11 protein-coding genes are annotated in these 13,317 nt (G+C 62.0%); 9 read left to right on the top strand and 2 right to left on the bottom strand.

The annotated features are described in order from the left end of the window. The first annotated feature begins 637 nt into the window (after window positions 1-637). Together mutM and tnpA are read left to right on the top strand one after the other, a co-directional pair. Entirely contained in the window at window positions 638-1,456 is an 819-nt protein-coding gene (mutM, locus tag DBW_RS10370) for a bifunctional DNA-formamidopyrimidine glycosylase/DNA-(apurinic or apyrimidinic site) lyase (RefSeq protein ID WP_066727465.1), read from the top strand. Between the two features lie 91 nt (window positions 1,457-1,547). After that, window positions 1,548-2,003 (top strand): IS200/IS605 family transposase, encoded by a 456-nt coding sequence (tnpA, locus tag DBW_RS18160; protein ID WP_082820217.1) that lies wholly within the window; start codon window positions 1,548-1,550, stop codon window positions 2,001-2,003. Between the two features lie 296 nt (window positions 2,004-2,299). Here tnpA and DBW_RS10365 read toward each other — a convergent pair whose 3' ends face one another. Beyond that, a complete protein-coding gene (locus DBW_RS10365; protein ID WP_066727464.1) occupies window positions 2,300-3,010 on the bottom strand; it encodes a YkgJ family cysteine cluster protein in 711 nt (236 codons plus the stop codon). A gap of 199 nt (window positions 3,011-3,209) precedes the next feature. Here DBW_RS10365 and DBW_RS10360 point away from each other — a divergent pair, with 199 nt between their 5' ends. Beyond that, on the top strand, window positions 3,210-4,319 hold the full coding sequence (locus DBW_RS10360; RefSeq protein WP_066727463.1) for a hypothetical protein: 1,110 nt from the start codon (window positions 3,210-3,212) through the stop codon (window positions 4,317-4,319). A gap of 175 nt (window positions 4,320-4,494) precedes the next feature. Here DBW_RS10360 and DBW_RS10355 read toward each other — a convergent pair whose 3' ends face one another. After that, the gene (locus DBW_RS10355; protein ID WP_066727462.1) at window positions 4,495-6,120 is read right to left on the bottom strand and encodes a fumarate hydratase; all 1,626 of its coding nucleotides are present in this window, start codon (window positions 6,118-6,120) and stop codon (window positions 4,495-4,497) included. 264 nt (window positions 6,121-6,384) lie between these two features. On the opposite strand from DBW_RS10355, the gene ilvA reads away from it, so the two are divergent. The 6 genes from ilvA to nifU all read left to right on the top strand — a co-directional run bounded on the left by ilvA (window position 6,385) and on the right by nifU (window position 13,247). Continuing rightward, on the top strand, window positions 6,385-7,893 hold the full coding sequence (gene ilvA, locus DBW_RS10350) for a threonine ammonia-lyase, biosynthetic (RefSeq protein ID WP_066727461.1): 1,509 nt from the start codon (window positions 6,385-6,387) through the stop codon (window positions 7,891-7,893). A 222-nt stretch (window positions 7,894-8,115) separates the two neighbouring features. Then, complete coding sequence (locus DBW_RS10345) at window positions 8,116-10,167, top strand: hybrid sensor histidine kinase/response regulator (protein ID WP_066727460.1); 2,052 nt, start codon at window positions 8,116-8,118, stop codon at window positions 10,165-10,167. Window positions 10,168-10,376: 209 nt separating this feature from the next. Next, a complete protein-coding gene (cysE, locus tag DBW_RS10340; RefSeq protein WP_066727459.1) occupies window positions 10,377-11,081 on the top strand; it encodes a serine O-acetyltransferase in 705 nt (234 codons plus the stop codon). A 1-nt stretch (window position 11,082) separates the two neighbouring features. Then, window positions 11,083-11,535 (top strand): RrF2 family transcriptional regulator, encoded by a 453-nt coding sequence (locus tag DBW_RS10335; protein ID WP_066727458.1) that lies wholly within the window; start codon window positions 11,083-11,085, stop codon window positions 11,533-11,535. 17 nt (window positions 11,536-11,552) lie between these two features. Then, a complete protein-coding gene (gene nifS / locus DBW_RS10330; protein ID WP_066727457.1) occupies window positions 11,553-12,764 on the top strand; it encodes a cysteine desulfurase NifS in 1,212 nt (403 codons plus the stop codon). 108 nt (window positions 12,765-12,872) lie between these two features. Next, window positions 12,873-13,247, top strand: coding sequence for a Fe-S cluster assembly scaffold protein NifU (nifU, locus tag DBW_RS10325; protein ID WP_066727456.1), 375 nt, complete (start codon window positions 12,873-12,875; stop codon window positions 13,245-13,247). The last annotated feature ends 70 nt before the right edge of the window (window positions 13,248-13,317 follow it).

The following is a 13,317-nucleotide window of genomic DNA, read 5'->3' as shown; positions in this document are numbered from 1 at the left end:
ATTTCAAGATCGGCGGGACGCGCCCCGCCAGGCGCCTTACTTTTTGTCCAGGCCAACAAAAAGTAAGCAAAAAGTGGCCGTCCCCTCGCGGGGGGCATGCCGCCACGGCCGGTCCAGGTTCCAATCTCCGGCGCAGCAGATAGTGACCGCCATCGCTTCGTGGGACCGCGTCTCCGGTCGAGGGAGCATCGCGGAGCGCTGCCTCTTCCGTACTGTGGCCGTAAACAGCTCGTGTTGTTTAAGGTCAAAGGCACCTGCTTTTGCCCGTTAACGCCAGAACGAGCAGCAGAATCTCCTTGTCAATCGGATCACCCTTCGCACCGCACCCGGGACCCCAGACGGATGGGTCCCGGCGTCTTGGGGGGCGGATCGATACACGGCAGGAACCGCACCACGCCATCTTGACCAGCACCCGGTTCCGTAACGGCATGGCCCCACGCCGAGTGGCGGCCCTTTCTTTGGTGACTTTCTTTGGGCCAGCAAAGAAAGCCACCCGGCTGCCGGCCGGGACCGGCGGTCCTGATCTTGACCATAGGATTTTATCGAACCAAAAAGAACAAGGTCGGCGGAATGCGCCCAACGCATTGATCTGTGTTAAGGTAGACTCTCGCTCATTCAATAATTTCCAAAGGAACCTATGCCCGAACTCCCCGAAGTTGAAACCACCCGCGCCGGACTCGCCCCCCTCCTCATCGGTCGTAGCATCATCGCCGCTGTCATCCGGGTCCCGGGGCTGCGCTGGACGTTTGACGCCGACCTCGGCCAGCAACTGACCGGAGAAACGATCCGCGCTGTCGACCGCCGCGCCAAGTACCTCCTGTTTCGTTGCGAAGAGGGGACCCTCTTGCTGCATCTCGGGATGAGCGGCCATCTCCAGGTTGTCCCTTGCGATCTCCCGGCCGGCAAGCATGACCATGTCGATCTCCTGCTCGATAACGACCGGCTGCTCCGTTTCCACGACCCGCGCCGCTTCGGCGCCCTGCTCTGGACCAGCGAAGATCCCGCCGGCCACCCCCTGCTGGCCAGTATGGGGCCGGAACCCTTCGCGGCCGAACTCGACGGGGATTACCTCTACCGGCGCTCCCGGGGGCGCAAAACCGCCATCAAGACCTTCATCATGGACCAGGAAATCCTGGTCGGGGTCGGCAATATCTACGCCAGCGAGGCGCTCTTCCGGGCCGGGATCAGTCCCTTCACCGTGGCCGGGGCCCTTGCTCCAGGACGGTACCGGAAGTTGCTGGTCGCGATCCGGGAAGTTCTCGCCGCGGCGATCGCTGCCGGTGGGACGACCCTGCGGGATTTTCGGAACGAAGGGGGGCGTCCCGGCTATTTTTCCCAGCAGCTGCAGGTCTACGGCAGGGAAGGTGAGGCCTGTTTTCATTGCGGGGAGAATGTCCGGCAGCAGCGGGTGGGGCAGCGTTCGACCTTCTACTGCCCCCGCTGCCAGAGGGGATGAAGTGGGCATTTTGAATTTTGAATTTTGAATCTCAGGGGGGTCCAATTCCCCGAAGCTTGCTTCGCTATCGCCAATATGAAATATTGGCGACATGAGCGAATATGTACACAAAAGTCATAATGTTTCTGTGCTGTTATACCATCTTGTTTGCCCAGCAAAATACCGCCGGGTTGTTTTCACCCCAGAGGTTGATGGCTGTCTCAAAGAGGTCTGCCTTGAGATCGCCAAAAGATACGAGATTCAGTTCGTAGAAATTGGGACCGACAAAGACCATGTTCACTTTTTGGTGCAGTCGGTTCCAATGTACAGCCCAACGCAGATTGCACGAGTCATCAAAAGCATTACGGCCAGAGAAATATTCAAACGAGTCCCATCGGTTAAAAAGCAACTATGGGGTGGCGAATTTTGGACAAAGGGCTATTTTGTGAACACTGTAGGCCAAAAGGGTAATGAGAAAACCATTGCGACCTATGTTAGAAATCAAGGCCGAGAAAAAGAGTATCAGCAATTGCACCGCGAGCAGTTAACGCTTTTTGATACCCCGTAGCTTGCTGCGGGGTAGTTCATTTTTGAATTGGGTTTCCGTCGCGTCGTTGCGCCGTCGCGTGAGACATCTTGAATCTGGTTTTCGGTTTGATCCGATTTTATCCGAAGTGATCAGACCTGATCCGCGGGCGACGGGTTCGAATTTTCAAGCCAGAAATTTTCGCGGGGATTCCTATTACTCAGAAAAATGTCAGAAATAGTTGTAAGAGTGTAAACGTTTTCCGGTCCTTACCCCGGAAAACCAATGCCTGGCCCCAAGGACCTGTCCCTGGGGCCAGGCAGCGTTTCAGGGGGAGGTTATCCGTCCCGCACGGTGACCAGGAAGGGATGGGCGAGGCCGCTTGCGGCGAGAAGCTTTTGCAGCAGGGAGCGCTCCGGCGGCAGTACCCCGGATCGTTGCGCCTGGCGGCAGAGGTGGACCAGGAGCGGAAGGTTCCCGCTCAAGCTGTAACCGGAGCGGTTGAGCGCTTCGGCCTCGATCTCCTCTTCCAGGTCCCGGGCCAGGTCCTGGGGCGCCGCCAGGTAATGGGTCGGAACAGCAACCAGGGCCGGGTCGAGGCTGCTCATGAAGGCCTGGCGTTCGCCGGGGTGGAGAGTGGAAAAGTCGACGGTACACCAGTCGCGGTCGCGGGTGGAGATGAGGGCGCGGCAGGCGAGGGGGCGTCGGGGGTAAATCGTGCAGTGTCCGTCATCGGCGAGGAAAGGACAGGGCCCGGCCTGGGATCGGTGGCGGCGCAGGAACTCCTTGAAGGAGGGGGTTTCGGCCAGGACTTCTCGCAGGCGCGAAAGGTAGCCATCGACCCGGGCCCACTGCGGCCCCGCCAGGGAGGTCGCGACAGCCGCCGCCTCCGGGAGGGTGGTGTGGACGTTGAGAGTGCAGCAGCCGCTGCAACCCGCCGTGCAATGGATGGGAGTTCCCTGCTTGCGGAGGGCGTCGAGGAGCTGCGCAAGGTCGCGGTCGAACCGCGCGTGGCGGGTGGCGACGATTTGACCCCAGGACTTTATCATCGGACTATTCTGACGCAGGGGGAGAGAAACTGGCAAGAAGAAACCGGAAGTTGAAGCCGCAGCAATCTCCCTCCATGAAAGAAAGTCATTAATTTTCAAGATGAATGTGGACTCTGCTTGACAAAATTTTGCGGCGGTTGTGTAGTAAGGTTGCTTTCATGGTGTCTGGTGCTGAACCTCCTTCCGGGACAAAGTTAAGATGCCGTCTTCTCGCCGGTTCCGTCGTGTCACGACAGCTGTTGCCTTCCTGGTTGCCATAATCCCCCTGATGGTGGCAAGGGGCGAAGGATCGAACCTCGATCGCTACCGTCGGCCCGAGGTGCGCCTAGTCCCCTTGCTCCCGGCGCCGCTGATTCCGGAACCAGTGGCGCCTAAACCGGCGGTCGGCCAATCGGTGCTGCCCCCCATCGCCCCATCACCCGTTCCCCCCTCATTCCCGCCCGGAACCGATTTTTCTCTAGGCGGTGCCCCCTTGCCGGGCGGAGACGGCCAGCTGCTGGTCGTCGCGGAGAAGCCGCTGCCGGGGGCGATCCTGCCGCAAAAACGGATTGTCGCCTTCTATGGTAACCCGATGTCGCGGCGCATGGGCGTGTTGGGTGAGTGCCGCAAGGAAGAACTCCTCTGCCGCCTCGCGGCTGCAGCGCAGCGCTGGGCCGCAGCCGATCCCTCCACCGAGGTGCAGCCGGCCCTGCACCTGATCGCCGTGGTTGCCCAGGACAGCCCGGGGCGGGCCGGGAAGTACCGAAAATTGATGACCGATGCCCTCGTCAGCGAGGTCTACTCCTGGGCCCGGGAAGCCGGGGCGCTCCTCTTCATCGATATCCAGACCGGCCATGAGGATATCCGCACCATCCTGCCGCGCTTCGAGTGGATTCTGAAAAATCCTGACGTCCACCTCGGCATCGACCCCGAATTCAACCTGGTCGGCAGCAAGGCCATCCCCGGCACCAAGGTCGGCAGCTATGATGCGGTCGATGTCAACGCCGTTTCGGCCTGGCTGGCCGGGGTGGTGGAGCGCTACCACCTGCCGCCCAAAGTGCTGACGGTCCACCGCTTCACCCGCAATGGCGTCACCAATGCCGACGAGATCGTGCTGCGCCCGCAGGTGCAGATTGTCATGCACATGGACGGCTGGGGACCGCCGGCGGTGAAGCGGGCGACCTACCGTGACTATGTCGCCGCGGAGCCGGTCCAGTACACCGGATTCAAGCTCTTTTTCCATAACGACACCAAGCAGGGCGACCCCCTGATGACCCCCGAGGATGTCCTGCGCCTGCGGCCGATGCCGATGTATATTCAGTATCAGTAGGGCGGGGGACGGGGGACGAGGGACGAGGAAGGTCTTTTGACCATTCGCGTTCCGCATCCCGCGTCCCCCGTCCCCCTCATTTGCCCACGAATCACTGGCCATCCCTCGCCACTCATCGCTCATCACTCGGCACTAAAAAGCCCCGGCTGCCATGGCAGCCGGGGCTTTTTGCCTGTTACAGACCGAGTTGCTTGAAGAAGTCGTTCCCCTTGTCATCGACGAGGATGAAGGCCGGGAAGTTTTCGACTTCGATCCGCCAGACCGCTTCCATCCCCAGTTCGGGGAAGTCGATGCACTCGACCTTCTTGATGTTCTCCTCGGCGAGGACGGCAGCGGGACCGCCGATGGAACCGAGGTAGAAGCCGCCGTGCTTCTTGCAGGCGTCAGTGACCTGCTGGGAACGATTCCCCTTGGCGATCATGATCAGGGAGCCGCCGTTGGCCTGCAGCAGGTCGACGTAGCTGTCCATGCGGCCGGCGGTGGTCGGTCCGAAGGAGCCGGAGGCTTTCCCCTGCGGAGTCTTGGCCGGGCCGGCGTAGTAGATCGGGTGATTCTTGAGGTAGTCGGGGAGCGGCTTGCCGCTGTCGAGAATCTCCTTGAACTTGGCGTGAGCGATGTCGCGGCCGACGACGATGGTCCCGTTCAGCAGCAGCGGGGTCGAGACCGGGTACTTGGAGAGCTCGGCGAGGATTGCCGGCATCGGCTGGTTGAGGTCGATCTTGACGCCGTGCTCGTGCTTGCCGCGGTACTGCTCGGGGATCAGGCGCCCAGGATTGCGGTCCATCTCCTCGACGAAGAGCCCCTCTTTGGTGATCTTCGCCTTGATGTTGCGGTCGGCGGAGCAGGAGACCGCCATGCCGACGGGGCAGGAGGCGCCGTGGCGGGGGAGGCGGATGACGCGCACGTCATGGGCGAAATACTTGCCGCCGAACTGGGCGCCGATGCCGAGCTTCTGCGCCGCGGCGAGGAGCCGCTCCTCGAGCTCGAGATCGCGGAAGGCCTGGCCATGGTCATTCCCGGTCGTCGGCAGGCCGTCGAGTTCCTTGGCGGTGGCGAGCTTGACCGTCTTCATGCAGGCGTCGGCGCTGGTGCCACCGATGACGAAGGCGATGTGGTAGGGGGGGCAGGCGGCGGTGCCGAGGTATTTCATCTTCTCGATCAGCCATTTTTCCAGCTTCTCGGGGGTGAGGAGGGCCTTGGTCTCCTGGTAGAGCATCGTCTTGTTGGCGCTGCCGCCCCCCTTGGCCATGAAGAGGAACTTGTAGTAGTCCCCTTCGGTCGCCATGATGTCGATCTGGGCCGGCAGGTTGGTGCCGGTATTCTTTTCCTTGTACATGTCGAGGGCGACGGTCTGAGAATAACGGAGGTTCTCCTCGGTGTAGGTCTGGTAGATCCCCTTCGAGAGGTACTCTTCATCCTTCACCCCGGTCCAGACCTGCTGCCCCTTCTTGGCGACTACGGTGGCGGTCCCGGTATCCTGGCAGACCGGCAGATCGAGCTGGGCGGAGATCTCGGCGTTGCGCAAAAAGGCCATCGCCACCCCCTTGTCATTCTGGGAGGCCTCGGGGTCGCGCAGGATCTTGGCGACCTGCTCGTTGTGGGCGGGACGGAGCAGGAAGGAGACGTCCTTCATCGCCTGGTTGGCGAGGACGGTCAGGGCTTCGGGGGCGACCTTGAGCATTTCCTTCCCCTCGAACTGCACCGTGCTGACGTATTGCTCGGAGCCGGGGATCTTGTAGTACGTGGTCGTTTCCTTCGCCAGCGGAAAAGGATCCTGGTACTTGAATTCCGGAGTTGCCATCACGTTCTCTCCTTTGGAAATTGAATGGGGCGACGCCAGCCGGCACCGCAGTTCGCAAGGGATTCGGTCGCACATTATATAGGGGCTGTATACATTTGTCGATACTTATGCATTGAGATGGGACGGGGGATTCGGGACGTGGAACGCGAATGGTCAAATGGTTTTCCTGGCCTCACGCCTCACGCCCACATCCCGCATTCCCATCCCGCACCAGCTATGCTAAAGTCGTCCCCACTTCATCCACCCTTCCTTTCAGGATACGGCATGCAGAAACTGATCAGGCAGATCCTCACCTCCCGGGTCTACGAAGCGGCGGTCGAGACCCCGCTGGAGGAGTCGGTCTGGCTCTCCCGGGAATTCGGCAACCGGGTACTCCTCAAGCGGGAAGATCTGCAGCCGGTCTTCTCCTTCAAGATCCGTGGTGCCTACAACCGCATCGCCCACCTGTCGCCGGCGGAGCGGGAGCGCGGGGTGATCACCGCCAGCGCCGGCAACCACGCGCAGGGGGTCGCCTTTTCGGCCCGCAAGCTCGGCATCCGGGCGATCATCGTCATGCCGGTGACGACGCCACGGATCAAGGTGGCTGCCGTCGAAACCTACGGCGCCGAGGTGGTGCTGCACGGCGACAACTACTCGGAGGCGGCCGATCACTGTGCCCGCCTGGTGGCGACCAACGGTCTCAATTTCATCCCCCCCTTCGATGACGAGCTGGTCATCGCCGGCCAGGGGACGGTCGGCGATGAGCTGCTGCGCCAGAGCTCGGGGAAGATTGATGCCGTCTATGTGCCGGTCGGCGGCGGCGGCCTGATTGCCGGGGTCGGCTCCTATCTCAAGGCGCTCTGCCCGGAGATCCGGGTCATCGGTGTCGAGCCGGCGGACAGCGACGCCATGGCCCGTTCCCTGGCGGCCGGGCGGCGGGTGACCCTCGACACCGTCGGCATCTTTGCCGACGGGGTGGCGGTGCGCGAAGTCGGCAAGCTCACCTTCGACCTCTGCCGGCGCTGCGTCGACGAAATCGTCCTGGTCGATACCGACGAGATCTGCAGTGCCATCAAGAATGTCTACCAGGCGACCCGCTCCATCGTCGAACCGGCCGGCGCCCTCGCCCTCGCCGGAATGACGAAACAGGTACGGAGCAGCGGTTACCGGGACCAGACCCTGGTGGCGATCAACAGCGGCGCCAACATGAACTTCGAACGCCTGCGCTATGTGGCCGAGCGCACCCAGGTCGGGGAAAAGCAGGAGGCCCTCTTCGCCGTGACCATCCCGGAGGAGCCTGGAGCCCTGCGCCGGTTCTGCGCCGAGGTCCTCGGCTCCCGCAATATCACCGAATTCAATTACCGGCTCGCTGATCGCAGCCAGGCCCACATCTATGTCGGCCTCTCGGTCCGCAACGAGCAGGAGCGGTTCAGCATGGCCCGGCAGCTCGCCTCCCAGGGTTTTGCCAATATCGACCTCACCGACAACGAGCTCGCCAAGACCCACATCCGCTACATGGTGGGCGGGCGCTCCAGCCAGGTCGGGCGGGAGGTTCTCTACCGTTTCTGGTTCCCCGAGCGCCCCGGCGCCCTAACCCGCTTCCTCGCCGCCATGGGGGCGAACTGGAATATTTCCCTCTTTCACTACCGTACGCAAGGGGGGGACTTCGGCCGGGTGCTGATCGGGCTGGAAATCCCGCAGGGGGAGGAGGAGGCCTTCCGTGCCTTTCTCGACCATCTCGGTTACCGGTTCGTCGAGGAGAGCGCCAACCCCGCCTATCGGCTCTTCCTCTGAATTTGCCGGGTCTTTTCGCCGGAATGTCATGCGCCTTTTCCCGGTAAAATTTCGAGGTTTCTGTCTCGACTTGCCTGTCAAGGACGATCGGGCCGGTTGCGGTTGACCCTGCCGGCCGGCTGCTTTTGATGCTGAGGTGGTTGGTATAATTTGTGCTTTGTGGTTAAGCCTGACTGTAATTGGGTGCGCGCCCCGGCGCTGCGCTGCGGAGGGAATGGGCGGATGGCAGAGAAGGTTCTGGTTGTCGATGACGACCGCTTCATGCGTGAACTGCTGACGGATCTGCTGCAACAGGGCGGATTCGAGGTTGCGCTGGCGACCAACGGCGAGGAGGGGATAAGTCGGGCCCTTGCCGCGCCGCCGGACGTCATCCTCCTCGATCTGGTCATGCCGGTCCTGGACGGCATCGATGCCTGCCGGGCCCTGCGCGCCAACCCTCTCTTTCGTCACACCCCGATACTGATGATGACCTCGCGGGTCGACCTCGAGGGTGCTGTCAATCCCTTCCAGGTCGGCGCCGACGATTACCTCTCCAAGCCCTTTGACCAGGTCGAACTGCTTGCCCGGGTGCAGGGAAGTCTAGCCAAGCGCCGCGCCATCGCCGCCCTGGAGCAGAAGGCGCGCGATTCGGAAGCCCTTCTCGAAATCTCCGGCTCGGTGACCTCCACCCTCGATACCGTCGAAATTCTGCGCCAGATCGTGCAGCGCATCGCTGGCCTCCTCAGCGATGTCTACCGCTGCTCCATCGCCCTGATCCAGGAGGACGAGCAGTTTGGCTACGTGCTCGCCTCGAGCGATGACCCCGGGATGGGCGAGCTGCGTATCGACCTCGAAAAATACCCCGAAATCAGGCAGGTCATCCGCTCCGGCGAGCCGCTGCTGATCAAGGATATCCACCTCGACCCGATCCTGGCCGAGGTGCGGCCGAACCTGGCCGCCGAAAAATTCAACACCATCCTGGTCCTGCCGGTCCGTTACCAGGAGCGCGTCATCGGCGCCATGGTGGTACGGGCCCTGCGCTCCCGGGCCGGTATCTCCCGGGATGAGGTCGCTTTCTGCCAACTGGTCGCCAATGTCTCGGCCAACTCGCTGAAAAATGCCCATCACTTCGCCCTGGTCCGGGAGGAGTCCGACCTGCTGCGCCACACCAAGCAGCGTCTCGAGAAGGAGCTGGCAGTCAAGGCGGTTTACGAAATGCTCTTCGAGAACGCTTCGGAGGGGCTGGCCGCCTTCAATCGCGGGGGGAAAATCGTCTACATCAACCGCAAGGGGCTCGAAATCATCGGCTACAGCCGCGCCGAGCTCGAAACCCTGACCTTGCCGCGGCTCCTCGATATCCGCTCGCTCCGCAAGGTGCTCAGCCTGCAGCGGGAGGGTCGCCCTGCCGAGCGCAGCAACCCGCGCCTCGATGTCACCATCCGTGCCAAGGGGGACCAGCTCAAACGCCTCTCCATCAGCCTCAGTGAACGGGAAGTGGTGAGCGACCTACAGGTGGTGGCGTTCCGGGATGTCACCGAGCGGCGCGTCATCGAGCAGGAACTGAAGGAGACCAAGGTGGTGCTCGAACAGGCCAACGAGCGCCTCAAAGCCCTCGATCGCAGCCGGGCAGAGTTCCTCAATACCGCCGCCCACGAGCTGCGGATCCCGGTGACAATCGTCAGCGGTTACTGTTCGCTGTTGAAGGACATGGGGTGTGACAACCTTAGCGCCCAGCAGCGCGAATTCCTCGACGCTGCCGTCGAGAGCAGCGACCGGCTGGTCGATCTGATCAGCAATATCCTCGACCTTTCGCGCCTGAACGCGGGGAAGATGCAGATGGATATCGGTCCCCGCGATCTCTCCTCGTCGGTGCACGAAGTCTACCGCGAGGTCCGTTCCCTCGCCCTGCAGCAGGGGCTGGAACTCGATATTGCCGCCCCGGACAACTGTCTCGCCCTGTTTGACGACGAGAAGATCAAGCGCGTCCTCTTCAACCTGGTTGGCAACGCCATCAAGTTCACCGCGGCCGGCGGCCGGGTCCGGATCGAGGTCAGCGATCAGCCCGCGGAGGTGATCGTCTCCGTCAGCGATACCGGCAAGGGGGTCCCCGCGGAGCGCCTTCCGGAACTCTTCGAAGAGTTTACCCAGGCGTTGCCGGAGGATTCGACCCGCGGCAGCGGCCTCGGGCTGTCGATCTGTCGCAAGATTGTTGAATCACACAATGGCCGGATCTGGGCCGAAAGCCGGCTCGGGGAAGGGAGCCGCTTCCACTTCAGCCTGCCCCGCTCCGCCTGAACTTTGCTTGCCCCCTCCCGCCACCGGTTTTTCGGCCTCTCCTTGTCCCCGCCCGCGACCGCCAGTTTTCTCTCCTTAACTAGCCTGATTCATAACAAAAATAATTGACAGTTATTGTCGGGTATGCTATCCCTGTAGTCACTCAGCCGCCAGCTCGAATGCGCGGCCGGGAATTCTCCGCGGCCCCTGGCCGCCCAAGGAGCGAACCGGTGATTCAGACCCTGCGCGAAGACTTCAAGGCTGTATTCGAGCGTGACCCCGCGGTACGCAGTGTATTTGAAATCATTTTCTGCTATCCCGGCTTTCACGCCATGCTTTTTTACCGGGTGGCCCACTGGTTCTGGACCAGACAGTTCTACTTTCTCGGCCGTTTCATTTCCCATCTCGGTCGTTTCATGACCGGGATCGAGATTCATCCCGGGGCCCGTATCGGCCGCGGGTTCTTTATCGACCACGGCATGGGGGTGGTCATCGGTGAAACCGCCGAAATCGGCGACAACTGTACCCTCTATCACGGGGTTACTCTCGGCGGCACCTCCTGGGCCAAAGAGAAACGCCATCCGACGCTGGGCGACAACGTGGTCGTCGGCAGCGGCGCAAAGATTCTCGGACCTTTCACCGTCGGCAGCAACAGCAAGGTCGGCTCCAACTCGGTCGTGGTCAAGGAAGTCCCGGCCAACACGACCGTCGTCGGCATCCCCGGGCGGGTCGTTTTTGCCGAGGGGCAGAAGAGCGAGCCACAGACCGATCTCGAACATGGCCAGCTCCCCGACCCGGAAGGGAAGGCGATCAGCTGTCTTTTCGACCAGATCCGCGCCCTGGAGCGGAAGGTCCAGGAGCTGACCGAAGAGCAGCAGGAGTTGAAGGCGCACCTCGCCGACGACGTCAACCCGCACCAGCGCAAGCGGGCCTGACATGCGCCTGTCGACCAAGGCCCAATACGCGGTACGGGCAATGGTGAGCCTCAGCCTTCATGGGGACGAGGGGCCGGTTTCGATTCGTGACATGTCGGCCCGGGAGGAGATCTCTCTCGCCTATCTCGAACAGCTCTTCGTCAAGCTGCGGCGTGCCAGGATCGTCCGCAGCGTCCGGGGACCCGGGGGTGGTTACGTGCTCGCCCGCCCGGCCACCGAAATTCGCGTCGATCAGATCATCGACAGCGTTGAAGAGACCCTGGTGCCGGTCTCCTGCATGGACCAAGACGGGCGCTGCGTCTGCAGCGACCACTGCGTGACCCACAGCGTCTGGCAGGGGCTGGGTGACCGCATCCGCAGCTTCCTCGCCTCGATGACCCTGGCCGATTTGACCCGGGAGGCCCGGGAAAAAATGCCCAAGCGACCGTTACGGCAGACTGCCTTATCCGATTGAATCTCCGGAGGCCCGACGTGAATAAAATCTACATGGATTACAACGCCACCACCCCGGTTCGCCCCGAGGTTTTCGATGCCATGCTCCCTTTTTTCCGGGAGCAGTTCGGCAACCCCTCCAGCGTGCACTGGGCCGGACGCGCGGTCAGCGGTGCGGTGGAGAAGGCGCGCCAGCAGGTCGCCACCCTGATCAACTGCTCCCCGGCCGAAATCGTTTTCGTCTCCTGTGGCAGCGAAGGGGACAATATGGCGATCAAGGGGACAGCCGCCGCCCTCGCCGACCGGGGGAAACACATCATCACCACCACCGTCGAGCATCCCGCCGTCCTCGAAACCTGCCGTTTCATGGAAAAGCAGGGTTACGCGGTGACCTACCTGCCGGTCGACCGCGACGGCATGCTCGACCTGCAGGAGCTGGAAGCGGCGATCACGCCGGAAACGATCCTGATCTCGGTGATGTGGGCCAACAACGAAACCGGCAACATCTTCCCGATCGAGGAGATCGGCGCCATCGCCCGCAAGAACAAGGTCCGCTTTCACAGCGACGCGGTCCAGGCCGTGGGGAAACTGCCGGTCGACGTGCAGAAGGCGAATGTCGACCTGCTGGTCCTCTCCGGGCACAAGCTCGGCGCCCCCAAGGGGGTTGGCGCCATCTACATCCGCAAGGGGACCCGCATGCACCCGCTGATTCACGGCGGCCACCAGGAGCGCAGCCGCCGCGCCGGGACCCACAACGTCGCCGGTATCGTCGGTTTCGGCCTCGCCTGTGAACTGGCCGGGGCGGAAATCGAAACCTGCGCCGCGCGGATCGGTGCCCTGCGCGACCGGCTCGAGGCGGGCATCAAGGCGGCCATTCCCGAGATCAAGCTGAACGGTCACCCCGATCCGGCCCGGCGCCTGCCGAATACGCTCAATGTCAGTTTCGCCTACATCGAGGGGGAGTCGCTCCTCCTCAACTTCGACATCAAGGGGATCGCGGCGAGTTCCGGTTCCGCCTGCACCTCCGGCTCCCTGGAGCCCTCCCACGTCATGGGCGCCATGTGCGTCGATGTCGTCCTCGCCCACTCCAGTACCCGCTTCAGTCTCGGCCGCGACAACACCGAGGCGGATGTCGATTATGTCCTCGAAGTGCTGCCGCCGATCGTGCAGCGGCTGCGGGAGATGAGCCCCCTCTACAACCGCAAGGAACCCTTGACCTGCGAAGAGTGCAGTATCGTGAGACGCTGCTGAAGAAACAAAGGACGTTTTGGGTTTTGCGTTATGGGTTTTGGGTTGAGGACTCAAAACTAAAAACTCAAAATTCAAAATTCAAAATTCAAAATTCTTTGGAGGACCGCCATGTATACCGAAAAAGTGATGGATCATTTCAGCAACCCCAGAAATGTCGGGGAGATCGAGGATGCCGACGGCGTCGGTGAGGTCGGTAACGCCTCCTGCGGCGATATCATGAAGATTTACCTCAAGGTCGAGGACAACGTCATCAAAGACGTCAAGTTCAAGACCTTCGGCTGCGGTGCGGCGATCGCCACCTCCTCGATGGTGACTGAACTCGCCCTCGGCAAGACCATCGACGAAGCCCTGGAACTGACCAACGCCGCCGTGGCCGAGGCCCTCGACGGCCTGCCGCCGCAGAAGCACCACTGCTCGAACCTGGCCGCCGATGCGCTGCACGAGGCGATCAAGAATTATCGGGATACCCATCCCCAGGGCTGACAGAACCCAATAGATTGCCACAGAGAGACGGAGACACAGAGGGGACCGGGATCCTTCTTTGTGTCTCCGT

Source organism: Desulfuromonas sp. DDH964, assembly GCF_001611275.1.
Lineage (GTDB): Bacteria > Desulfobacterota > Desulfuromonadia > Desulfuromonadales > DDH964 > DDH964.
The sequence above is the reverse complement of the archived record's forward strand: the minus strand, read 5'-3'. Positions and strand labels throughout refer to the sequence as shown.